The sequence below is a fragment of the Deinococcus terrestris genome, from assembly GCF_009377345.1.
Lineage (GTDB): Bacteria > Deinococcota > Deinococci > Deinococcales > Deinococcaceae > Deinococcus > Deinococcus terrestris.
Map to the genome: position 1 here is coordinate 1 of NZ_WBSL01000022.1, position 20,997 is coordinate 20,997.

38 protein-coding genes are annotated in these 20,997 nt (G+C 67.2%); 2 read left to right on the forward strand and 36 right to left on the reverse strand.

Annotated features, from left to right (window positions below; translation table 11 throughout):
* The coding region (locus F8S09_RS16820) for an ATP-dependent metallopeptidase FtsH/Yme1/Tma family protein (protein ID WP_152872615.1) at positions 1-1,045 on the forward strand (1,045 nt) is incomplete at its 5' end.
* A gap of 198 nt (positions 1,046-1,243) precedes the next feature.
* Here the strand turns inward: F8S09_RS16820 and F8S09_RS16825 are convergent.
* From F8S09_RS16825 to F8S09_RS16840, 4 genes are read right to left on the reverse strand one after another with little or no spacing between them, the layout of a single operon-like run.
* Positions 1,244-2,425, reverse strand: coding sequence for a mechanosensitive ion channel family protein (locus tag F8S09_RS16825; RefSeq protein WP_152872638.1), 1,182 nt, complete (start codon positions 2,423-2,425; stop codon positions 1,244-1,246).
* 55 nt (positions 2,426-2,480) lie between these two features.
* Positions 2,481-3,509 carry a phosphate acyltransferase PlsX gene (gene plsX, locus F8S09_RS16830; protein WP_152872616.1) on the reverse strand — a complete coding sequence of 343 codons (1,029 nt, stop codon included), beginning with the start codon at positions 3,507-3,509 and terminating at the stop codon, positions 2,481-2,483.
* A complete protein-coding gene (locus tag F8S09_RS16835) occupies positions 3,499-4,083 on the reverse strand; it encodes a LabA-like NYN domain-containing protein (protein WP_152872617.1) in 585 nt (194 codons plus the stop codon). The genes plsX and F8S09_RS16835 overlap by 11 nt, the downstream gene beginning before the upstream one ends.
* Before the next feature lie 30 nt (positions 4,084-4,113).
* Complete coding sequence (locus F8S09_RS16840; RefSeq protein WP_152872618.1) at positions 4,114-4,464, reverse strand: DUF309 domain-containing protein; 351 nt, start codon at positions 4,462-4,464, stop codon at positions 4,114-4,116.
* 114 nt (positions 4,465-4,578) lie between these two features.
* Here F8S09_RS16840 and trxA point away from each other — a divergent pair, with 114 nt between their 5' ends.
* Positions 4,579-4,911 carry a thioredoxin gene (gene trxA / locus F8S09_RS16845; RefSeq protein ID WP_152872619.1) on the forward strand — a complete coding sequence of 111 codons (333 nt, stop codon included), beginning with the start codon at positions 4,579-4,581 and terminating at the stop codon, positions 4,909-4,911.
* A gap of 51 nt (positions 4,912-4,962) precedes the next feature.
* Here trxA and F8S09_RS16850 read toward each other — a convergent pair whose 3' ends face one another.
* The 32 genes from F8S09_RS16850 to F8S09_RS17005 all read right to left on the reverse strand — a co-directional run.
* Complete coding sequence (locus tag F8S09_RS16850) at positions 4,963-5,526, reverse strand: RBBP9/YdeN family alpha/beta hydrolase (protein ID WP_322618890.1); 564 nt, start codon at positions 5,524-5,526, stop codon at positions 4,963-4,965.
* Positions 5,527-5,607: 81 nt separating this feature from the next.
* Complete coding sequence (gene rplQ / locus F8S09_RS16855) at positions 5,608-5,958, reverse strand: 50S ribosomal protein L17 (RefSeq protein ID WP_152872620.1); 351 nt, start codon at positions 5,956-5,958, stop codon at positions 5,608-5,610.
* 53 nt (positions 5,959-6,011) lie between these two features.
* The gene (locus F8S09_RS16860) at positions 6,012-7,001 is read right to left on the reverse strand and encodes a DNA-directed RNA polymerase subunit alpha (protein WP_322618891.1); all 990 of its coding nucleotides are present in this window, start codon (positions 6,999-7,001) and stop codon (positions 6,012-6,014) included.
* 13 nt (positions 7,002-7,014) lie between these two features.
* Entirely contained in the window at positions 7,015-7,635 is a 621-nt protein-coding gene (gene rpsD / locus F8S09_RS16865) for a 30S ribosomal protein S4 (RefSeq protein WP_104991184.1), read from the reverse strand.
* A gap of 150 nt (positions 7,636-7,785) precedes the next feature.
* The gene (gene rpsK, locus F8S09_RS16870; protein ID WP_104991185.1) at positions 7,786-8,181 is read right to left on the reverse strand and encodes a 30S ribosomal protein S11; all 396 of its coding nucleotides are present in this window, start codon (positions 8,179-8,181) and stop codon (positions 7,786-7,788) included.
* A gap of 3 nt (positions 8,182-8,184) precedes the next feature.
* Complete coding sequence (rpsM, locus tag F8S09_RS16875; RefSeq protein WP_152872621.1) at positions 8,185-8,565, reverse strand: 30S ribosomal protein S13; 381 nt, start codon at positions 8,563-8,565, stop codon at positions 8,185-8,187.
* Between the two features lie 2 nt (positions 8,566-8,567).
* On the reverse strand, positions 8,568-8,681 hold the full coding sequence (gene rpmJ, locus F8S09_RS16880; RefSeq protein ID WP_081425885.1) for a 50S ribosomal protein L36: 114 nt from the start codon (positions 8,679-8,681) through the stop codon (positions 8,568-8,570).
* 122 nt (positions 8,682-8,803) lie between these two features.
* On the reverse strand, positions 8,804-9,046 hold the full coding sequence (gene infA, locus F8S09_RS16885; protein WP_019588656.1) for a translation initiation factor IF-1: 243 nt from the start codon (positions 9,044-9,046) through the stop codon (positions 8,804-8,806).
* 107 nt (positions 9,047-9,153) lie between these two features.
* On the reverse strand, positions 9,154-9,747 hold the full coding sequence (locus tag F8S09_RS16890) for an adenylate kinase (protein WP_152872622.1): 594 nt from the start codon (positions 9,745-9,747) through the stop codon (positions 9,154-9,156).
* A 127-nt stretch (positions 9,748-9,874) separates the two neighbouring features.
* A complete protein-coding gene (secY, locus tag F8S09_RS16895) occupies positions 9,875-11,197 on the reverse strand; it encodes a preprotein translocase subunit SecY (protein WP_152872623.1) in 1,323 nt (440 codons plus the stop codon).
* A 1-nt stretch (position 11,198) separates the two neighbouring features.
* Positions 11,199-11,663: a 50S ribosomal protein L15 gene (gene rplO / locus F8S09_RS16900; protein ID WP_322618892.1), complete on the reverse strand. Its 465-nt coding sequence runs from the start codon at positions 11,661-11,663 to the stop codon at positions 11,199-11,201.
* Positions 11,660-11,842, reverse strand: coding sequence for a 50S ribosomal protein L30 (rpmD, locus tag F8S09_RS16905; protein ID WP_322618893.1), 183 nt, complete (start codon positions 11,840-11,842; stop codon positions 11,660-11,662). Before rpmD ends, rplO begins: the two co-directional genes overlap by 4 nt.
* Complete coding sequence (gene rpsE / locus F8S09_RS16910; RefSeq protein WP_152872624.1) at positions 11,839-12,414, reverse strand: 30S ribosomal protein S5; 576 nt, start codon at positions 12,412-12,414, stop codon at positions 11,839-11,841. Before rpsE ends, rpmD begins: the two co-directional genes overlap by 4 nt.
* Positions 12,404-12,742, reverse strand: a complete 339-nt coding sequence (gene rplR / locus F8S09_RS16915) for a 50S ribosomal protein L18 (protein ID WP_152872625.1) — start codon at positions 12,740-12,742, stop codon at positions 12,404-12,406. Before rplR ends, rpsE begins: the two co-directional genes overlap by 11 nt.
* Positions 12,742-13,299, reverse strand: coding sequence for a 50S ribosomal protein L6 (gene rplF, locus F8S09_RS16920; RefSeq protein ID WP_152872626.1), 558 nt, complete (start codon positions 13,297-13,299; stop codon positions 12,742-12,744). Before rplF ends, rplR begins: the two co-directional genes overlap by 1 nt.
* A 94-nt stretch (positions 13,300-13,393) precedes the next feature.
* Complete coding sequence (gene rpsH, locus F8S09_RS16925; protein ID WP_152872627.1) at positions 13,394-13,795, reverse strand: 30S ribosomal protein S8; 402 nt, start codon at positions 13,793-13,795, stop codon at positions 13,394-13,396.
* 209 nt (positions 13,796-14,004) lie between these two features.
* Positions 14,005-14,190, reverse strand: a complete 186-nt coding sequence (locus F8S09_RS16930) for a type Z 30S ribosomal protein S14 (protein WP_027460639.1) — start codon at positions 14,188-14,190, stop codon at positions 14,005-14,007.
* An 8-nt stretch (positions 14,191-14,198) separates the two neighbouring features.
* On the reverse strand, positions 14,199-14,738 hold the full coding sequence (gene rplE, locus F8S09_RS16935; RefSeq protein ID WP_152872628.1) for a 50S ribosomal protein L5: 540 nt from the start codon (positions 14,736-14,738) through the stop codon (positions 14,199-14,201).
* Positions 14,739-14,804: 66 nt separating this feature from the next.
* Positions 14,805-15,152 (reverse strand): 50S ribosomal protein L24, encoded by a 348-nt coding sequence (gene rplX, locus F8S09_RS16940; RefSeq protein ID WP_152872629.1) that lies wholly within the window; start codon positions 15,150-15,152, stop codon positions 14,805-14,807.
* Positions 15,152-15,556 carry a 50S ribosomal protein L14 gene (rplN, locus tag F8S09_RS16945; RefSeq protein ID WP_152872630.1) on the reverse strand — a complete coding sequence of 135 codons (405 nt, stop codon included), beginning with the start codon at positions 15,554-15,556 and terminating at the stop codon, positions 15,152-15,154. The genes rplX and rplN overlap by 1 nt, the downstream gene beginning before the upstream one ends.
* Entirely contained in the window at positions 15,553-15,837 is a 285-nt protein-coding gene (gene rpsQ, locus F8S09_RS16950) for a 30S ribosomal protein S17 (protein WP_104991197.1), read from the reverse strand. Before rpsQ ends, rplN begins: the two co-directional genes overlap by 4 nt.
* Positions 15,834-16,067 (reverse strand): 50S ribosomal protein L29, encoded by a 234-nt coding sequence (rpmC, locus tag F8S09_RS16955; protein ID WP_152872631.1) that lies wholly within the window; start codon positions 16,065-16,067, stop codon positions 15,834-15,836. Before rpmC ends, rpsQ begins: the two co-directional genes overlap by 4 nt.
* Positions 16,054-16,479, reverse strand: coding sequence for a 50S ribosomal protein L16 (gene rplP, locus F8S09_RS16960; RefSeq protein ID WP_152872632.1), 426 nt, complete (start codon positions 16,477-16,479; stop codon positions 16,054-16,056). The genes rpmC and rplP overlap by 14 nt, the downstream gene beginning before the upstream one ends.
* Positions 16,479-17,222: a 30S ribosomal protein S3 gene (gene rpsC, locus F8S09_RS16965; RefSeq protein WP_152872633.1), complete on the reverse strand. Its 744-nt coding sequence runs from the start codon at positions 17,220-17,222 to the stop codon at positions 16,479-16,481. Before rpsC ends, rplP begins: the two co-directional genes overlap by 1 nt.
* A complete protein-coding gene (rplV, locus tag F8S09_RS16970; RefSeq protein WP_152872634.1) occupies positions 17,222-17,644 on the reverse strand; it encodes a 50S ribosomal protein L22 in 423 nt (140 codons plus the stop codon). The genes rpsC and rplV overlap by 1 nt, the downstream gene beginning before the upstream one ends.
* Positions 17,641-17,928 carry a 30S ribosomal protein S19 gene (rpsS, locus tag F8S09_RS16975; RefSeq protein WP_027460648.1) on the reverse strand — a complete coding sequence of 96 codons (288 nt, stop codon included), beginning with the start codon at positions 17,926-17,928 and terminating at the stop codon, positions 17,641-17,643. Before rpsS ends, rplV begins: the two co-directional genes overlap by 4 nt.
* 11 nt (positions 17,929-17,939) lie before the next feature.
* Complete coding sequence (rplB, locus tag F8S09_RS16980; RefSeq protein ID WP_152872635.1) at positions 17,940-18,773, reverse strand: 50S ribosomal protein L2; 834 nt, start codon at positions 18,771-18,773, stop codon at positions 17,940-17,942.
* 13 nt (positions 18,774-18,786) lie between these two features.
* A complete protein-coding gene (locus F8S09_RS16985; protein WP_322618894.1) occupies positions 18,787-19,074 on the reverse strand; it encodes a 50S ribosomal protein L23 in 288 nt (95 codons plus the stop codon).
* Entirely contained in the window at positions 19,071-19,691 is a 621-nt protein-coding gene (gene rplD / locus F8S09_RS16990; RefSeq protein WP_152872636.1) for a 50S ribosomal protein L4, read from the reverse strand. The genes F8S09_RS16985 and rplD overlap by 4 nt, the downstream gene beginning before the upstream one ends.
* A 3-nt stretch (positions 19,692-19,694) precedes the next feature.
* The gene (gene rplC, locus F8S09_RS16995) at positions 19,695-20,315 is read right to left on the reverse strand and encodes a 50S ribosomal protein L3 (protein ID WP_152872637.1); all 621 of its coding nucleotides are present in this window, start codon (positions 20,313-20,315) and stop codon (positions 19,695-19,697) included.
* Positions 20,312-20,635 carry a 30S ribosomal protein S10 gene (rpsJ, locus tag F8S09_RS17000; RefSeq protein ID WP_027460653.1) on the reverse strand — a complete coding sequence of 108 codons (324 nt, stop codon included), beginning with the start codon at positions 20,633-20,635 and terminating at the stop codon, positions 20,312-20,314. Before rpsJ ends, rplC begins: the two co-directional genes overlap by 4 nt.
* Before the next feature lie 5 nt (positions 20,636-20,640).
* Positions 20,641-20,997, reverse strand: a 357-nt coding sequence (locus F8S09_RS17005) for an EF-Tu C-terminal domain-related protein (protein WP_456318707.1), incomplete at its 5' end; no start/stop codon positions are given.

Consider the following 20,997-nt stretch of genomic DNA (forward strand, 5'->3'; position numbering starts at 1 on the left):
CCAGGGCGGCAACGACGAACGCGAACAGACCCTCAACCAACTGCTCGTGGAAATGGACGGCTTCGGTTCCGGGCAGGAGGTCATCATCCTGGCCGCCACCAACCGCCCCGACGTGCTGGACGCCGCGCTGCTGCGTCCGGGACGCTTCGACCGTCAGGTGGTGGTGGACGCCCCCGACGTGCGGGGGCGGGAGATGATCCTGCGCATTCATGCCCGCAAAAAGCCGCTGGACCCCAGTGTGGACCTGGGGGTGATTGCCAGAAGGACGGCGGGAATGGTGGGGGCGGATCTGGAGAATCTGCTCAACGAGGCGGCTTTGGGGGCAGCGCGGTCAGGGCGGTCGAAGATCGTGATGCGGGATGTGGAAGAAGCGCGGGACCGGGTCTTGATGGGACCCGAACGGCGGAGTCTGGTGGTGCGGGAAGCGGATCGCCGGGTGACCGCCTACCACGAGGTCGGCCACGCCCTCGCCGCTCAACTCCTCCCCCACGCCCAGCGGGTTGCCAAGCTGACGGTGGTGCCGCGCGGCCGGGCAGCGGGCTACATGATGCCCGACGCCGACGACCGCCTGCACGTCACCCGCCCCGCGTTGGAGGACATGGTCGCCGTGGCGCTCGCAGGCCGCGCCGCCGAGGAGGTCGTGTTCGGGGAGATCACGACCGGCGCCCAGAACGACTTCCAGCAGGCGACGGGCCTCGCCCGGCGGATGGTCACCGAGTGGGGCATGTCACCGCGCATCGGCAAGGTGGCGCTGGCAGAGGGCGAGGGCAGCTTCCTGGGCGGCGGCCCACAACTCGTGCCCATGAGCGAGGCGACCGCGCACACGGTGGACGAGGAGGTCCGGGGCATTATTGAGGCGGCCTACGCCCGCGCTGTCGCCCTCGTGCAGCAGCACCTCCCCCGCGTCCACGAGACGGTCGAGGTCCTGATTCGCCGCGAGACTCTCAGTGGCGAGGAGTTCTCCACCCTGCTCGCGGGCGGCACCCTGGACGAGCTGCCCCCGCCTCCCCCGGCGCCCCTTCCCCCCGCGCCACTCCCCGCCTGAACGGCAGGTGCAGAAAGCCGCCGACCAACACGGTTCGGCGGCTTCTTTGTTTCCAGCTGTCAGAGCACTGGGCAGAATTATGGCCCCCGGAGAACAGCGCCCCAGGGGCTTCCCCAAACGCCCAATGTTCTCCTTAAATTCGCTCGCCCTGCTCGGCCAACGAATGCGGGACACCACCGCATTCTTATGGCAAATGCTCTAAATCTCCTCGTCCTCCGGGTCGCGCATCTGGGAGGGGGGGACCGGAGCCTGAGTGCGGTTCTGGTCGCGGCGGGGGTCGGGGGCCGGGGGATTGCCCGACACCTTGATCTCCAGCGGGGTCGACCCGAAGCTCAGGCTGCGCTGCGGGGCCGGAATCTCGATCCCTGCCTCATCCATGGCGATCTTGATGCGGCGATTGAACTCGCGGCCCAGGGCGTACTGGCCCTTGGGCTGCACCTTGTACAGCGCCCGCAGGGTGACGCCGTCGGGGGCGAGGTTGGTGACGCCCTGAATCTCGGGCTCCTCCAGAAAAGACGCCGACCACGCCGGGTCCGCGTGCAGTTCGCGGCTGACCCGCTCCAGCACCCGCAGCGCCTCGTCAATGTCGGCGCCGTAGGTCACGTCCACGGTGGCGACCACCCGCGACCAGTCCTTGCTGCTCACGCTGACCGTCTGAATCTGCCCGTTGGGAATCAGGTGAACGGTGCCGTCGAGCGCCCGCAGCGCGGTCAGGCGCAGGTTCAGGCGCTCCACCGTGCCCGAGAGCTGCCCGGTGTTCACGGTGATCACGTCGCCCACCCCGTACTGGTCTTCGAGCAGGATGAAAAAGCCGGTGAACACGTCTTTGATCAGGCTCTGTGCTCCGAAGCCTACCGCGAGGCCCAGCACCGACACCCCGGCCAGCAGGCTGGTCGCGTTGACCCCCAGCGCCTGCAAGCCGGCGATCAGGGCGAGAATCACCAGCGCGACCTTCAGGGTGCTGTCCACCACCCCGCGCAGGGTCTGGACGCGCACGGTGCGGCGGTTGAACTGCTCTTCTGCCACGATGCGCGAGGTCAGGGTGCCGATCAGGTTCCAACCGATCAGGGACAGGGCCACGATCACCAAGACTTGCCCGGCGCTGTGCCGGAAGCCGTCCACGATGTCCCCGCCGAGGTCAAACAGCACGGGCACGCTGGGAAGGTAAGCCACCCGCGTGGCGACCGCCAGCCAGCCCAGCGCCACCACGGCGGTCCACAACCAGCCCAGCCCCGACACGAGCCGGGGGGGCGCGTGGCCCTCCAGCGCCCGCAGCACGGTCCGCCCGAAGCGGTAGAGCGCGTAGGCCACCACCAGGGTTAGCCCCAGGCCGAGCCACACCTGGGGCTTTTGAAATTGAAAGGTGAGTTCGTTCAGCAGGTCGTCGGACATCGCCCCAGCCTCGCATGAGCACGTGAGGGGGGGCAACGCGGGCTCAGGTGGGGGCCAGCGCCGCCTCCAGCCGGGCGATCAGGTCGGCCTCGTGGGCGCGGGCCGCCCGAAGCAGGGCGTTCTTGACTGCGCGGGCGTCAGCGCTGCCGTGTCCGATAAAGGCCAGCCCGCGCACCCCGATCAGGATGCTTGCCCCGTAGGTGCTAGGGTCCATCCGCTCGGCCAGCCCGCGCAGCGCCGGGCGCACCAGCAGGCCGCCCACCTTGGTTTTCAGGCTGCCTCCCAGCGCCTCGCGCACCCACCCGAAAAGGACCTTGGCCTCCCCCTCCGCGAGCTTGAGCACCACGTTTCCGGTAAAGCCGTCGGTCACCACGATATCGGTGGTCCCCTGAAAGAGGTCGCGGCCCTCCACGTTGCCGTGGAAATTGATGCCGTGGCCGTGCAGCTCGCGCAACAGGCCGTGGGCCTCCAGCACGAGCTGGCTGCCCTTGTGCGGCTCCTCCCCGATGGAGAGCAGGCCCACCGTGGGGTTCTCGCGGTCCTCGACCACCCGCAGATACACGGTCGCCAGCCGCGCCCACTGGGCGAGGTACGCCGCCTTCACGTCCGCGTTCGCCCCCACGTCCAGCAGGGTCACGAAGCCCTGCTTGCTGGGGAGGTGCGTCAGGATGGCGGGCCGGTCCACGCCCCTGACCCGCCCCAGGGTCAGCAGCGCCGAGGCCATCGTGGCCCCGCTGTGGCCCATGCTGACGGCGGCGGCGGCCCGGCCTTCCTTGACCAACCGGGTGCAGACGTTGATGCTCGCGCCCGTGCGGCCCCGCACGTCCGAGGCGTGCTCCTCCATCCCGATCACGTCGGATGCGTCCACCACGTCGAGTGGCAGGCTGGCGCTGCCAGGGTGCTTGCCGAGTTCGGCGTGCAGCGCCACCCGTGGCCCGACGAGCAGCACCGGCACCCCCGCACGGGCCGCCTGCACGGCGCCCTCCACATTCGGCGCGGCCCCGTGGTCCCCGCCCACCGCGTCCAGAGCGATGGGCAGGGTGGTTTTCGGCGTGCCCGGCTCAGCGCTCATCGGGCTCCGTCAGCGCCGCCGTGACGTAAAAGGGGCGGCCTCCCTCGGCGCGGCCCTCGCTGGGCAGGCGGTAGCCGGGGCGCTCGACCTCTGCGCGGAGGGCCGAGAGGTCCACGTACTCGTCGGCGGCGTTGCGCAGCTCGTAGCTCGTCATCTCGGGAATGCTCGCCACGACCACCCGCTTGCCCCGCGCCCGCAGCACCTCGACCGGGCGCTCGAAGTCGCCGTCGCCGGTCAGCAGGATGGCCGTGTCAAACCGGTCGGCCGTGGTCAGCAGGTCGGTCACCAGGAAGATGTCGAGACTGGCCCGGCGCTGCGTCTCGCCGTGCTCGTCGGTGACCTCGCGCAGGGGCCGGGTGCGGACCGTGTAGCCCATGTAGGTCAGGGCGTCCACGAAGCGCTTTTGCTTGTCGTCGGGGTGGGCGGGCACCGCCGTGTAATAGAAGGCGTTGTGGAGGGTGCCGCCCGCGCGGAAGTGCTCCAGAATCTTGCGGTGGTCGAAGTTCCAACCCAGGCGGCGGGCCGCCGCGTAGACGTTGGCACCGTCAATAAAGAGGGCAATGCGTTCAGTCATAAAGGCTCCTGGCGGGGCACGGTGGCCCCGTCATCCCTCAGCATACGGGACCGGCTTCAGCCCGAGTTGTGGCCGCCCGGCCGGGTCGTGCAGCGCCGCCCAGACCTCCCCCCGCAACCGCCGCAGGTCCACCCCGCCGTAGGTGTCGGGGAGACGCCCCAGGTATACCTCCGCCTTGTGGAAGTTGCGGTGGGTCAGGCTGCCGTGGTGCCAGCGCTTGTGCAGCGCGGCGGCGAGCAGGATCAGGGCCTGGAGAAAGTCTCGCTCGGCACCCGTCGCCGTCCCCCACGGCGTCTCCCAGGCCTCATGCGCCTCCCACCACTCGCCCGCGTCGAAGAGCCGGGCACCCTCACTCAGATGATTCTCGCCTCTCCCGGTCATGGAAGGAGGCTAATGCACCCTGTCAGGCAGGCGGCCCCGGCCCGATGAACCCACGGTTAGGCTGTCCGCATCTGCCGCATATCCGCTCATGCCCCCAGGGGGTATATTCGGTTCATGAAGCCTGTGGAACTCACGGACAGCACCTTCCAGAGCGAGACGGCCGAGGGCCTGACCCTGGTGGACTTCTGGGCGCCCTGGTGTGGTCCCTGCCGCATCATCGCTCCCGTCATCGAGGAACTCGCCGGGCAGTACGAGGGACGGGTCAAGGTCGCCAAGCTCAACGTGGACGACAACCCCAGCGTCTCCGGTCAGTACCGGGTGATGAGCATCCCCACCATGATCCTCTTTAAAGACGGTCAACCCGTTGAGGGCATGGTCGGCGCTCAGCCCAAGCGGGCCTTTGAGGCCCTGCTCGACAAGTACGCGGCGGCTGCTGTCACCAACTGACCTGTTCACCCCTGCCAGGGCCGCCTCTTTCCGGGGCGGCCTTTCGCGTGGTCAGAAGCGCGTAAAGGGATGCGGTGTCCAGGCATGCAGGCACTCGGAGAGCAGCACTTCACCGTCGGGCCAGTCGCCGTGCCCGCTGGCAGTATTGAGGTGCCCGGCCTCCCCCGCCGTGACGAACTCGGCGCCCCAGGTGTCGGCCAGGGCCTCCGCCCACTTGGACGCTGCGTAGGGATCGTTCTCGCTCGCCACCACCAGCGCCGGAAAGGGTAATGGGGCGGACGGGAGGGGAGCGAAGCGGCGCACCTCCTCGGGCGCGTTGGGGCGTTCCGGGTCCGGCGGCGCGACGAGCAGGGCACCGCGCACCCGCTCCGGCACCTCAAAGTGGGCCGCCCAGTGCGCCACCGTGGGCACACCGCAGGAATGCGCCACCAGCACGAGTTCGCCGGGCGTGTCCCGCACCACCTCGTCCAGCCGGGCGGCCCAGGCGTGCGGGTCCGGTTCCTCCGGGTCGTCCTGCCGCACCCGCGCCGCCCCGAACTTCCGTTCCCAGAGGGTCTGCCAGTGCTCTGGCCCACTGTCTCCCAGGCCGGGCACGATCACGAGGGTAGGGGTCACGGGGGGAAGCTATCAGCTTTCGGCGGTCAGCCCTCAACAAAGAAAAACCCCGCCGAAGCGGGGCTTTGGACACGTCTGGTTTCAGACGAGTTCGATCAGGGCCATCGTGACGCCGTCGCCGCGGCGGGTGCCCACGCGCAGGATGCGGGTGTAGCCGCCGGGACGCTCGGCGTACTTGGGGGCCACCTCGTCCATCACCTTGCGGACCACGTCCTTGTCGTGGATGTCGCGGGCGACGAGGCGGCGGGCGTGCAGGTCGCCACCCTTGGCGGTGGTGATCAGCTTCTCGACGTAGGGGCGTAGCTCCTTGGCCTTGGTGAGGGTCGTCTGGATGCGGCCCTCACGCAGCAGCGCGGTCGCCTGGGCACGGGCCAGGGCAGTGCGGGCGCTGCTGTTGCGGTTGAGCTTGCGACCGGATTTACCGTGACGCATGGGGATTCTCCTTGGGGGTCGGGCGCGGGGAGACAAAGCCCCGCGCCCCTGAATTAGTCACGCAGGGCGAGGCCGAACTGCGCGAGCTGCTGCTTGATCTCGTCGAGGCTGCGCTCGCCGATGCCCGGAACCTTTTTCAGGTCACGGTCACTGAGGGCGCACAGGGCGTCCACCGAGTCGATGCCTTCTTCCTTGAGGGAGTGCAGCACGCGGGTGGTCAGGCCCAGGCCCTCGAGGGTCACGCGGGGCGTGTCGAACTCCTCGGTCGGGTAGGCACCGGGGTTGATGTCGAGCACGCGCGGCGCTTCGGGCACCGCCGCCGCGGCCGGGGCGGGCGTATAGACCGGCGCCTGCTCCGGCACGGCAGGCAACGTCTCGACATTGCCGAACACTGTCAGCTCGTCGCGCAGGATCTCGACGGCCTTGTCCAGCGTGTCCTGGGGGCCGACGCTGCCGTCGGTCCAGACACGCAGAATCAGGCGGTCCAGGTCAGTCTGCTGACCCACGCGGGTGTTTTCCACGTGGTAGGCCACCCGGCGCACCGGCGAGAACACCGCGTCCACCGGGATCGAGTTGATGCGGTCCTTGGTGGAGTGCTTGTCGGCGGGGACATACCCCTCGCCTTCCTCGACGCGCACCTCCATGACCAGCTTGCCGTCCTCGGCGAGCGTGGCGATGGGGAGGTCGGGGTTGACGATCTCCGCGTCACTGGGGACCTCGAAGGCGCTTGCCCGCACCACACCCTCGCCCTGCGCCCGCAGGGTCAGGGTCTTGGGGCCGGGGGCGTGGAACTTCACGACGAGTTCCTTGAGGTTCAGGATGATGCGGATGACGTCTTCCTTGACGCCGGGGATGGTCGAAAACTCATGGAGGACATCCTCGATGTACACGCTCGTCACGGCGGTGCCGGGGATCGAGGACATCAGGATGCGCCGGATGGGATTCCCGATGGTGACGCCGTAGCCACGCGCGAGCGGTTCGAGCACGAACTCGCCGTAATCGCCGTCGACGCGGGCTTTGAGTTGAGGGCGCTTTTGATCCACTGGGGCCTCCCGATTAGCGCGAGTAGTACTCGATGATGAAGTTCTCGTTGATGGGCAGGGCGAGGTCTTCACGCGCGGGCAGGCGCACGAAGGTGCCACTGAAGGTTTCGGGGTTCAGCTCGATCCAGGGCGAGACGCGGCGGCGCTTTTGCGCCTCCATGTTCTCCTGGATAAAGCCCATGGAGCGGCTCTTCTCGGAGACGGTGATTTCGTCACCGATCTTGACGCGGTACGAGGGGATATCCACCCGCTTGCCGTTGACGAGCACGTGCCCGTGGCCGACAAACTGCCGGGCCTGGCGGCGGGTGCTGGCAAAGCCCATGCGGAAGACGACGTTGTCGAGCCGGCGTTCGAGCAGTTGCAGGAACACCGTGCCGGTCACGCCAGGCACGTTCGCCGCTTCCTCAAAGAGGTTGCGGAACTGCTTTTCGTTCATGCCGTACAGCCGGGCGAGCTTCTGCTTTTCACGCAGGCGCACGCTGTAGTCGCTGGGGCGGCCACGGCCCCGGCGCTGCCCGTGCTGACCAGGCGCGTAGGGGCGCCGGTCGAGGTACTTCTGGACTTTCTCGGTCTCCGCGAGGTTGATGCCCTCGCGGCGGCTGAGCTTGGTGATGGAACCACGGAAACGACCCATGTCTTGATCTCCTTGCGGTGGCAGGCCTCACGCCCGCTCACCGGGTCTGCGGCCCTCTGGCGCCCGCTTCCTCGCCGGTGGTGCGGCTCTCTTCCCCGGAAACGGGCCGGAGTCAGGCGGAAGCGGGACAGGTGGACACGCGCGGCGCCCTTAGGCGCGGAACTTCTTCTTGGGGCGGCAGCCGTTGTGCGGAACGGGGCTGTCGTCCATGATGGACTTCACTTCGATACCGGAGGCCTGAATCGCGCGGATCGCCTGCTCGCGGCCCGAGCCAGTGCCGCGCACAATCACGTCCACGATGTTCATGCCGAAGGTCTGCTGCGCCTTTTTCACGGCGTCGGCGGCGGCGAGCTGGGCAGCGTAGGGGGTCCCCTTCTTGCTGCCCTTGTAGCCGATGGTGCCGCCACTCGACCACGCGACGGAGTTGCCGTCGAGGTCGGTGATGGTCACGATGGTGTTGTTGTAGCTCGCGTGCACGTACGCGCGGCCCGCGCTGATGTTGCGCCGGGCGCGGCGGGGGGTCTTGCCCTTGGTGGTCTTCGCCATGGCTTACTTCCTCGTCGCCTTTTTCTTGCCCGCGACGGTCTTGCGCGGTCCCTTGCGGGTGCGGGCGTTGGTCTTGGTGCGCTGGCCGCGCACGGGCAGGCCGCGGCGGTGGCGCAGGCCACGGTACGCGCCGATATCCATCAGGCGCTTGATGTTCTGGCCGACTTCCGAACGGAGGTCGCCTTCCACCTTGAAGGTGCGCTCGATGGCGTCACGCAGGGTGCTCTGGTCCGCCTCGGAGAGGTTCTTGACGCGGGTATCGGGGCTGATGCCCGTCTGCGCCAGCACTTCCTTGGAACGGGTCAGACCGATTCCGTAGATGTAGGTCAGGGCGATCTCGACGCGCTTCTCGCGCGGAAGGTCCACACCGGCAATACGCGCCATGCTTAGCCCTGCCTCTGCTTGTGCTTGACATTGGAGCAGATGATCAGTACGCGCCCGTGGCGGCGGATCACCTTGCAGTTGTCGCACATCTTCTTGACACTGCTGCGAACTTTCATGCGTCCTCCTCGCAGCCGCCTCACGTCGCCTCCATCAATCTGGTGACGCGCTCAGCAGCGCTCGACCCCCCTGGCCCTGGGGCCATCTTCGGGGAATCTGATGGGTACCTGTGCCCGGAAGGCTACTTGCGGTAGACGATGCGGCCCCGCGACGTATCGTAGGGGCTGATCTCCAGAACCACACGGTCACCGGGCAGAATTCGGATGTAGTGAATCCGCATCTTGCCGCTGATGTACGCCAGAATATCGTGCCCGGTGTCGAGCTTGACCCGGAAGGTGGTGTTGGGCAGCGCCTCTTCGACCACGCCCTCGGCCCGCACGGTATCGGATTCTTCCTTCTTGCGCTTTTCCCGCTGTTCCGGCATCTTTCGTCTTGCCACGTAACCTCCAGGCCTGATACAAGCCAAAGGGGAAGTTAGCACGCGGAAGGGCCAGGGGGCAAGCTCCCGCGCTCCGCCCCCGCCGCCTGGACTTAGCCCAGGGCTGCCACGATGCGCCCGTAGACCTCGTCCATCGTGCCCACGCCGTCGACCGGACGCAGATGCCCACGCGCCCCGTAGTAGTCGATCAGGGGCTGGGTCTGCTTGCGGTAGACCTCCTGGCGCCTGCGGGCCACCTCCTCGGTATCGTCGCTGCGGGCGGCCTCGCCGCGCAGGGCCGCCTGCCGCCCCCGCTCCACGATCCGTTCGATCAGGAGCTCGTCGGGCACTTCCAGCAGCGGAACGGCGGTCACGGGCGCTCCCAGTTCCTCCAGCAACAGGTCGAGGGCCTCAGCCTGGGCGCGGGTACGCGGAAAGCCGTCGAAGATGACCCGCACGGACTCCATCCCGGCGAGGTAGTCGCGGATCAGTGCGATCAGGATGGCGTCGGGTACCAGTGCCCCCGCGTCGAGAATGGGCCGCACCTGCTGGCCCAGTTCGGTGCCGCGCGAGACGTGGTCGCGCAGGATGTCCCCAGTGCTGATCTTGATCAGGCCCTCCTCCCGCGCGAGGCGCTCGGCCTGCGTGCCCTTGCCTGCGCCGGGCGGGCCGAGGAAAATCACGACCTTGTTTGCGGATTGTGTCATCGTTCCTCCTTCAGGGAGTACAGCATAGAGGCCGGGCGCCGGGGCGGCCCTGTCTCCCTGGACGTGACGGCCCGGCCGGGGCCAAAGAAAACCGCCCACCCGGAGGTGAGCGGCGGAGCAGAAGGCTTCAGTTCAGGCGGCCACGAATGCGGCCCTTGCTGATAAAGCCGTCGTAGCGCCGCACGGTAAGCTGCGCTTCAAGCTGCTTAAGGGTCTCAAGCGCCACCCCCACGATAATCAGCAATCCGGTGCCGCTGAACTGGAAGGTGGTGATGCCCGTCGCCCGCTGCACGATCTGGGGAAAGACCGTCAGCACAACCAGAAAGATCGCGCCCCACAGGCTCAGGCGGCTGCTGATGCCGCCCAGGTACTCGGCGGTCGCCGTACCCGGCCGCACGCCAGGAATGAAGCCGCCCGCCTCGCGGAGCTGCTCACTGATGCGCTTGGGGTCGAACTGCACGCTGTTGTACAGGTACGTGAAGCCGAAGATCAGCGCGGCTTCCAGCAGGATGTACCAGGGGCTGCCGAAGGTCAGGTACGTCTGGATAAACGCGTTGACCTCGGGCGCCCGCTCGGCCGTCGCGCTGCCGATCAGGTTGGGAATGATCAGCATTGCCGAGGCGAAGATCACCGGAATCACACCCGCCTGGTTCACCTTGATCGGGAGCCAAGTGGCCTGCCCCCCCAGGTTGCGGGCGGCCCCACCGGGCGCTCCCCCACGGGCGCGGGCATAGGTGACGGGCACCCGGCGCTCGCCCTGGTAGACGTACACGATCCCCGCGATGGTCACCAGAATCACCGCCGCGAAGGCCAGGATCTGAAGCAGCGACACCTGATCGTTGCGGAAGAGTTCCCCCGTCGCCGCGATCTCGCGCGGATAATTGGCGATGATTCCCGACGTGATGATCAGGCTGATGCCGTTGCCGACGCCCACCTCGGTGATGCGCTCGCCGATCCAGAGCGTGAAGGCGATACCGGCCACCTGCGTTAGCACCATCACCAGGATGGTAAAGAGGCCGGGGTCCCAGCCCACCGCGATGAACTGCGGGTTGCTGGTGATGTACAGCGAGAAGAACAGCGCCTGAAAGGTGCCCAGCCCGACCGCCGCGTAGCGGGTGTACTGGTTGATCTTTTTGCGGCCCTCCTCGCCCTCCTTGCTGAGTTTCTCCAGCGCGGGAACGGTGGTGGTCAGAAGCTGGATCACGATGCTGGCCGTGATGTACGGCAGCACCCCCAGCGCGAAGATCGAGAACTGCGAAAGATTGCCGCCCGAGATCAGGCTGATCAACCCGAAAAGGCCACCTGAGGTGGCCTCCGCGAGGGCTGCGGCGTTGACGCCCGGCGTCGGAATGGTGCTTCCGAGGCGGAAGACAGCGAGCAGCAACAGGGTGAAGACAATCTTCCGCCGCAGGTCCGGAATCCGGAACGCGTCGCGGAAGGCGCGCAGCATGTTAGCCCGCCTGCTCGGCGTTCTCGCTGCTCGCGCCCACGATCACGACCCGGCCCCCGGCCGCTTCCACGGCCCGGACTGCCGACTCGCTCGCCGCGTCCACGTGAACGGTCACGGCGCGGGTCAGTTCGCCGCGGCCCAGCAGCTTCACGGGGCGGTTCTTGCGCCGCACCAGCCCGGCCACTTCCAGCGCCGCGCGGTCGAAGGTCTCCCCTTCCAGCTCGGCGAGCTGCCCGAGGTTGACGACCTCGTAGGTCGTGCCGACGTTGTTGAAGCCGCGCTTGGGCAGGCGGGAGATCAGCGTGCTGCGGCCGCCCTCGAAGAAGGAGCCCTTGCCCGCGCCGCTGCGCGACTTCTGGCCCTTGTGACCGCGACCGGCGGTCTTGTCGGTGCCGCCGGGGCCACGGCCGACGCGCTTCCGGTTCTTGCGGCTGCCAGGCGCCGGGGTCAGTTCGTGGAGCTTCACGCTTCCACCTCCACCAGATGTTGAACAGTCTTGATCATGCCGCGCACGGCGGGCGTATCCACCAGTTCACGGGTATCGCCGATCTTGCGCAGGCCCAGGGCCTTCACGGTCTGCACCTGGTTCTCGGGACGGCCGATCACGCTGCGGCGCAGGGTCACCTTGACGGTCGAGGAGGTCACAGGGCACCTCCCGCCTGGGCCGCACCGGCCTCGGTGGTGGCCGAAACCGCAGCGGCACCCGCCACGCGGGGCTGCTCGCCCAGGCCACGGGCCGAACGCACCTGCTTGGCGGTGCGCAGGTTCTTCAGGCCGTCGAACACCGCGTAGGCCACGTTGACCTTGTTGCGGCTGCCGAGCTCCTTGGAAAGCATGTTGGTGATGCCCGCGAGCTCCGCGATCGAGCGGGGCACGGTGCCCGCAATCACACCGGTACCGGGACCGGCGGGCTTGAGCAGCACGCGGCTGGTGCTGTTCTCACCGACGATGTCGTGGGGAATAGTGCCGTTTTCCACGGGCACGGTGATCATGTTCTTGCGGGCGATCGCCTTGGCCTTCTCGATGGCGACCGGCACTTCCTTGGCCTTGCCGATGCCCATGCCGACCCGGCCGTTGCGGTCACCCAGAATTACGAGCGCGGCGAAGCGGAAGCGGCGGCCCCCCTGGTAGGTCTTGGACGTGCGGTTGACGAACAGCATCTTCTCTTCGAATTCGCTGGTCTCGCGCTCGCGGTCATTGCGACGATTAAAAGTCAAGGCCACCCTCCCGCGCCGCGTCTGCGAGCGCTTTGACCCGGCCGTGGTAGCGGTACTGACCACGGTCGAAGACGACTTGCTTGACACCCTTGGCGACGGCGGCCTCGGCCAGCGCCCGGCCGACAGCAGCGGCCGTGTCGGACTTGGTGCCGGTCTTCAGGGCGCTGCTGCTGGCGGCAGCCAACGTGGTGCCGGTGGTGTCGTCGATAATCTGGGCGTAGATGTGCTTGCTGGAGCGGAACACGCTGAGGCGCGGACGCTCCGCTGCTGCGACACGCACCTTGCGGCGGGTGCGCAGCTTGCGCCGAATGGCAGTCTGGTTCGCCATTACTTTTTCCCTTTCCCGCCGGTGGCCCCGGCCTTACCCGCCTTAAGGGCAATCTGCTCACCCACGAAGCGCACGCCCTTGCCGTGGTAGGCGTCGGGCTTGCGCACCTTGCGCACGTTGGCCGCGACCTGCCCGACAAGCTGCTTGTCGATCCCGCTCACGTCAATGCGGGTGGGCTCGGGCACCGTGAAGGTCACGCCCGCGGGCGGCTCAATCACGACCGGGTGGCTGTAGCCGATGGTCATCTCGAGGTTCTTGCCCGCCAGCTTGGCGCGGTAGCCCACGCCCCGCAGTTCGAGGTTGATGGTGAAGCCGTCCGAGACGCCCTTGACGGCGTTGGCGACCAGGGTGCGGGTCAGGCCGTGCAGGGCGCGGTGCTCCTGGCGGTCGCTGGGCCGCGTCACGAGAAGCTGATCGCCCTCGGTCGCGATGGTCAGGGCCGGATTGTAGGGCACGGTGAGTTCGCCCCGGGGACCCTTGGCGCGGAACACGCCCCCCTCAGCACTCACGGTCACGCCGCTGGGCACGGCGATGGGTTGTTTACCAATACGGGACATAGCTGTCCTCCTTCGTCCTTAAGTCGTGAGCGTTTCCCAAACTGGGGTTCAGCTCCGAGGTCAGGCGTGGTGCGGCAGTCTGATCAGACGACGCTTACCAGATGACGCAGACGACTTCGCCGCCGACGCCCTGCTTGCGGGCCTCGCGGTCGGGCAACAGGCCCTTGCTCGTCGAGACGACGGCAACACCCAGGCCACGCTGCACGCGGGGCAGATTCTCGGCGCTCACGTAGGCGCGGCGACCGGGACGGCTGACGCGCTCGATATGCTTGATGACCTGCTCACGCTTGGCCCCGTACTTCAGGGTCAGGCGCAGCACGTCGAACTTCTGGCCCTCGGGCCGCAGGCGCTCGACGCTGGACACGTAGCCTTCTTGCAGCAGCACCTGCGCGAGCTGCTCCTTGAACTTGGAAGCCGGAATGTCGACGCTCTCCTTGAAGGTGCGCGTCGCGTTGCGGATGCGCGTGAGCATGTCGGCGATGGGATCACTCAGCATGATTCTCCTCCGGGGGCTGGGCCTGAATGCAGGAGCCCCGGCTGGGGGGAAGCTGCGCCTATGGGCGGGGCAGCTTCCGGAGTCTTCCCAAAGAACGTGGTCCTGCGGTGACAGGCGCTTCTTCTGTTGGGTCCTGAGCCCTGAACCGGACGATCACTGCCCAAAGGGGGTCAGTTCGTATCCGGCGAGGGGGGTGGGGATGAGCCGTGTTACCAGCTCGCCTTTTTGACGCCGGGGAGTTCCCCACGGTGCGCCAGTTCGCGGATGCAGATGCGGCACATTCCGAAGAACCGGTAGTAGCCACGGGCGCGGCCACAGCGGCTGCACCGGTTGTAGTTCTGCACGGCAAACTTGCTGCCACGCTGCGCCTTCACGACTTTAGAGGTGTTCGCCATGTCAATCCTTATTTCCGGAAGGGGAGGCCCATGGCCTGCAGGAGTGCCCGAGCTTCCTCGTCGGTCTTCGCGGTGGTCACGATGGTGATGTCCATACCGCGCACCTTGTCGACCATATCATAGGTGATCTCCGGGAAGATCAGTTGCTCCTTGATGCCGAGGTTGTAGTTGCCGCGGCCGTCAAAGGCGTTGGGGTTGATCCCGCGGAAGTCGCGGATACGCGGCAGGCCGATGTTGATCAGCTTTTCCAGGAACACGTACATGCGCTCGCCGCGCAGCGTGACCTTGATGCCGACCGGCATACCCTGGCGAAGCTTGAAGTTGGAGATGCTCTTCTTCGCCTTGGTGACGATGGGCTTTTGCAGCGTGATCAGGGAGAGTTCCTTGGCCGCCTTATCGATGGCCTTGGAGTCTTCCTTGGAGGACCCCAGGCCCTCGTTGATCACGATCTTTTCGATGCGCGGCACGGCCATCACGCTGGAGTAGCCGAACTGGCCCATCAGCGCGGGGCGCACCTGCTCGTTGTACTTGGTCTTCAGGGTCTGCATGTCTCTGGCCTCTCTTCGGGCGGGCTGGGTCGCCCGGGTTCACGCGTGGGGGCGTGGCCCTGAATGTCAGTCGATGACCTTGCCGCTCGCCACCGCGACCCGGACCTTCTTGCCGTCCACGATCTGCTTGCGGATGCGGGTGGCCTTGCCGGTCTCGGGGTCGACGACAGCGACCTTGCTGGCGTGGAGAGCACCCTCACGCTGCTCGATGCCGCCCGTGGGGTTGGTGGCCGAGGGCTTGACGTGCTTGGTCACGAGGTTCACGCCCTCGACGACGACCTTGGCCTCGCGGGGCAGGGCGAGCAGCACCTTGCCGGTCGCGCCGCGGTGCTTGCCGCTCAGCACGACGACGGTGTCGCCCTTTTTCACGTGCAGCTTGTCGTTGTGGTGGCTTCCGGCGCTGGGACGGGGCATCACAGCACCTCCGGGGCCAGGGACACGATCTTCATGAAGCGGCGGTCGCGCAGTTCGCGGGCGACCGGCCCGAAGACGCGGGTGCCGCGGGGCTCGCCCTGGTTGTTGATGATGACGGCGGCGTTCTTGTCGAAGCGAATGGTGCTGCCGTCAGCACGCTTGATCGCGTGGCTGGTGCGCACGACCACGGCCTTGACCACGTCACCGGACTTGACGGTGCCGCGCGGGGCCGCGTCCTTGACCGACGCGACGATGATGTCGCCGACATGGGCGTAGCGCTTGTTGCCGCCGCCACCCGTCGTCAGGCCCTTGCCGCCGATGCCGCTGTTGAGCACGCGAATGCACATGATTTCGCGCGCGCCGCTGTTGTCCGCCACGTCGAGGCGGGACTGGGGCATGATCATGCGTTACCGCCTTCCGTCTCGACCGCCGTGGTCTCGATGCCGCGCGGGCGCTCGATCAGGCGGGTGACCTTCCAGGTCTTGGTCTTGCTGATGGGGCGCACGGCGAGAATCTCGACGCGGTCCCCGATGCGGTACTCGTTGGTCTCGTCGTGCGCGGCATACTTCTTGGAGCGCGTCACGATCTTGCCGTACAGCGGGTGCATGAAGCGGCGCTCGACCTTGACGCTCACCGTCTTGTCGGCCTTGTCGCTCACCACGACGCCCGTAAAGGTCTTTTTCATTGGCTCTCTCCTGCGGTGGCCTGGGCCTGGGTCACGCGCTCGGCGCGGCCCTGCTCACCACGGATAGTGTTGAGCTGCGCCACTTCGCGCCGGAGCTGGCGCACCCGGTGCGGCTGGGCCAGCTGGCCCATCGCGCCCTGAAAACGCAGCTCCATCAGTTCCTTCTTGCGGGCATCGATCTCGCGGGCGAAATCGGCGTCCGAGAGGTTGCGCATCTCACTGGGCTTCATCGTAAACCTCGCGCTTGACCATCTTGGTTCCGATGGGCAGCTTGTGACCGGCCAAGCGGAAGGCTTCCTTGGCCTGCTCCTCGGTCACGCCAGACACCTCGAACATCACGCGGCCGGGCTTGACCACGCTGACCCAGTACTCCACGGCGCCCTTGCCCTTACCCATTCGGGTTTCGGCGGGCTTCTTGGTGACGGGCTTGTCGGGGAAGATGCGGATGTAGATCTTGCCGCCGCGGCGGAAGTGGCGGCTCATCACGATGCGGCACGCCTCGATCTGGTTCGACCGAATCCAGGCGGGTTCCAGGGCGATCAATCCGTAGTCACCGAACGCGACGTAATCGCCGCCCTTGGTGTCGCCGGTCATGCGGCCACGAAACTGCTTGCGGTACTTGGTGCGCTTCGGAAGAAGCATCACTCACCTCCGGGACGGCGCCGCGCGGTGGGGCGGCGGCGGTTGGGACGGTCACCCTCAGGGCGGCGCTCGTCGTTGCGGCGCTGGGGACGGGCCAGCGTCTCGGTCTTGCCCCCGATCACTTCGCCGTTGAACACCATCACCTTGATGCCCAGCGAGCCGTAGGTCGTCTCGGCGCGGGCGGTGCCGTAGTCGATGTCGGCCCGCAGGGTGTGCAGGGGCACGCGGCCCTCGCGCACGCTCTCGGTGCGGGCCTGCTCGGCGCCGCCGAGGCGACCCGACAGCACGATCTTCACGCCACGGGCGCCCGACTCCATCACGCGCTGCGCGGCCTGCTTCATCGCGCGGCGGAAGGCGAAGCGGCGCTCAATCTGCTCGGCGATGCGCAGAGCGACCAGGGGAGCACTGATGTTGGGGTTGGGAATTTCCGCGACGTTCACCGCGACGGTCCCGGCGCTCACGAGGCGCTCGATGTCGCCGCGCAGCTGCTTGATGCTCTCGCCGCCCTTCCCGATCACGATGCCGGGCTTGGCGGCCGAGATGATCACGTTGACCTGCTGGCCCGCCCGCTCGATCTCGATACGGGCGATCCCGGCGGCGGCGAGCTTCTTGCCCACCATCTTGCGGATGCGCTCGTCTTCCTTGAGAAGTCCGGCGTACTGCTTCTTGCCCGCGTACCAGCGGCTGTTCCAGCCACGGGTAATGCCCAGGCGGAAGCCGTTCGGGTTGATCTTGTTGCCCATTACTTGTTCCCCCGGCGCGTCTCGCGCTCGCCCACGATGATGGTGATGTGGCTGGTGCGCTTCTTGATGATGTTGGCGCTGCCACGGGCGCGGGGAATCAGCCGCTTGAGGGTCGGCCCGGCGTCCACATAGGCCGCCGTGATCACCAGGCGGTCTTCGAGCATGTCGTCATTGTTCACGGCATTGCTCTTGGCGCTTTTGAGGACCTTGGCGACAGGCTCCGACGCGCTCTTGGGGATAAAGCGCAGCAGATCCTCGGCCTCGGCGACGCTCTTGCCGCGAATCACGTCCACAACGAGGCGCACCTTGCGGGGGCTCATGCGCACGTACCGCGCCACGGCGTAGCCGGGACGGCGCAGCTTGACCTGCTGCTTGCGCTGCTTCTTGTTGCGGAAGCTCTGGTCGGTGGTGGGGGCGCTCATTTCTTCTTGCTCCCCTTGGCGTTCTTGTCCGCGCCGTGCCCGCGGTAGGTGCGGGTGGGGCTGAACTCACCGAGCTTGTGGCCGATCATCTGCTCGTTCACAAAGACCGGCACGTGCTGTTTGCCGTTGTGCACGGCGATGGTGTGGCCGATCATCTCGGGCACGATGGTCGAGCGGCGGCTCCACGTCTTGATGACGCGCTTGTCCTTGCGCTCGTTCTGGGCGTCCACCTTCTTCAGGAGGTGGTCGTCCACGAACGGCCCTTTTTTGAGGCTACGGGGCATGGCTCCCCTCCTTACTTCCCGCCGCGGCGGGTGACGATGAAGCGGTCGGAGATCTTGCGCTTCTTGCGGGTCTTCAGGCCCTTGGCGAGCTGGCCCCAGGGGCTGACCGGCTGACGGCCCGCGCCGGTGCGGCCTTCACCGCCGCCGTGGGGGTGGTCGACCGGGTTCATGGCGCTGCCGCGCTGGTGGGGCTTCTGGCCCAGCCAGCGGCTGCGGCCCGCCTTGCCGATCACGATGTTCTTGTGCTCAGCGTTGCCGACGGTGCCAATGGTCGCGTAGCACTCGGAGTGCACGCGGCGAATCTCACCGCTGGGAAGGCGCAGCAGCACGTAGTCGCTCTCCTTGCCCTGCACCTGGATCGAGGTTCCGGCGCTGCGGGCCAGCTGTGCACCCTTGCCGGGGACCAATTCGACGGCGTGCACCACGGCACCCACCGGCACGAAGCGCAGGGGCAGCGCATTGCCGAGCTTGGGATCGGCCTCGGGGCCCGCGTTCACGGTCGCGCCTACGGTCAGACCCTCGGGGGCCAGCACGTAGCGCTTCTCGCCGTCCACGTAGTGCAGCAGGGCGATGCGGGCGCTGCGGTTGGGATCGTACTCAATGGCGGCGACCCGGGCGGACACGCCCGCCTTGTCACGGCGCTTGAAGTCGATGATGCGGTAGAGGCGCTTGTGCCCGCCGCCGATAAAGCGGCTGGTGATGCGGCCCCGGTTGTTGCGTCCACCGGTCTTGGGCAGGGCCTCGGTGAGGGCTTTTTCGGGACGCTTCTTGGTCAACCCCGAGAAGTCCGCGGTCGTCATCTGACGGCGGCTGGGGGTATACGGACGGTACTTCTTGACGGCCATGTTTCAGTACTCCTTAGGCCAGGGCCTCGAGGGCCTCGATCTTCTGACCGTCCGCGAGCCGCACGATCGCCTTCTTGCGGTCGGCCCGGTGCCCGGTAAAACGGCCCACGCGCTTGCGCTTGCCCGCGACGTTCATGGTGCTGATGCCAACCACGGTCACACCGAAGGCCTGCTGCACCGCGGCCTTGATCTCGGTCTTGGTGGCGCCCGGGCTGACCCAGAACGAGTACACGCCGCGCTCCATGCCCGCGTACGCCTTCTCGCTGATCACGGGCTGCTTGATGATGTCGTAGTAGCTCACTGCGCGGCCTCCTCGGGCATGGCCTCGTCCTGGGCAGGCTCCAGCGCGACCGCGTCGATCACCAAGCGCTCGTGGCGCAGGATGTCGTAGACGTTCAGGCCCGCGACAGGCAGCACGGTCGCCCACGCGACGTTGCGTGCGGCGCGGCGGGTCATCTCGTCGTCGGTGACGATCAGCACGCGCTCAGAACCGTCCAGCCCATTCTGCGCGGCCCAAGCCACGAAGCTCTTGGTCTTGCCGTCGAGGTCGAAGCCGTCCACGGCCACCAGCTTGCCGGTTTCCTGGCGGTCGGCCAGCGCCATCGCGAGGCCGAGCTGCCGCACCTTGCGGGGCAGGGTGTAGGCGTAGGACCGGGGCTTGGGGCCAAAGGCCACACCGCCGCCCACGAAGGTGGGCACGCTGCGGTCGCCGTGACGCGCGTTGCCGGTGCCCTTCTGGGAGTACATCTTGCGGCCCGACTTGCTGACCTGGGCACGCGTCTTGGTGCTCGCGGTGCCGCGGCGACGCCCGGCGAGCTGCCAGGTCACGACCTCGTGCAGCACGTGGGGGTTCACTTCGGGCAGCTCGAGGTCGATGCTGCGCCCGCCCCGGCTCCCGATGACGTTGATCTGCGCCATGTCTTACTTGCCTCCCTTGGCGGCCTGGCGCAGCACCACAAGGCCACCGTTCGCGCCGGGAACCGCACCCTTGACCAGGATGAGGTTTTCGCCCGGCCGCACCTCGACGACTTCGAGGTTCTGCACGGTGACGCGCTCCATACCCATGTGTCCGGCCATGCGCTTGCCCTTGTACACGCGGCCCGGCGTCTTGCGCTGGCCGATCGAACCGGGGCGGCGGTGCCACTTCTTGGAGCCGTGGCTGGCCGGACCACCGGCGAAGTTCCAGCGCTTCATGACGCCCTGGAAGCCCTTGCCCTTGGAAGTCCCGGTCGCGTCGATCTTTTCACCCTCGGCGAAGATGTCGACGTTCACGGTGTCGCCCTCGGGCGCAAAGCCCCGGAACTCGCGCAGGAAGCGTACGGGGGACACGCCCGCTTTCTGGAAGTGGCCCATCGCGGGCTTGTTCACGCGCTTCTCGCTCTTGGGCGCGAAGCCGATCTGCACGGCCTCGTAACCGTCGGTCTGCGCCGTCTTGCGCTGCACGACGGGGCACGGACCCGCCAGCACGACCGTCACGGGAATGGCGCGGTCGCCCTTCCAAATCTGGGTCATGCCGATCTTGGTGCCGAGGATGCCCTTCATGCGCGGCCCCCGACGGTCTTGATCTCGATGTCCACGCCAGTGGGCAGGTCAAGGGTCATCAGACTGTCGATGGTCTTCTTGGTGGGGTTCATGATGTCCACCAGACGGTTATGGGTGCGGATCTCGAAGTGCTCGCGGCTGTCCTTGTGCTTGAACGGCCCGCGCAGCACGGTAAAGCGGCGGATGCGGGTGGGGAGCGGCACGGGGCCACTCACGTCCGCCCCGGTGCGCCGGACCGTGTCCACGATCTTGGAGGCGGACTGGTCCAGCGCCTTGTGGTCGAAACCACGCAGTTTGATACGGATCTTCGGGGCAACCATTGTCTTTACTCCAGGACCTTGGTGACGACGCCGGCGCCGACGGTGCGTCCGCCTTCACGGATGGCGAAGCGCAGGCCTTCTTCCATGGCGATGGGCTTGATCAGGTCCACCGTGAAGGTCACGTTGTCCCCGGGCATCACCATCTCCACGCCCTCTTGCAGCTCCACCACGCCCGTCACATCCGTCGTGCGGAAGTAGAACTGAGGACGGTACCCGCCGAAGAAAGCGCTGTGACGTCCACCCTCGTCCTTGCTCAGCACATACACGCTGGCCTCGAACTTGGTGTGCGGCTTGATGCTGCCCGGCTTGGCCAGCACCTGTCCGCGCTCCACGTCGTCGCGAGCGACGCCGCGCAGCAGCAC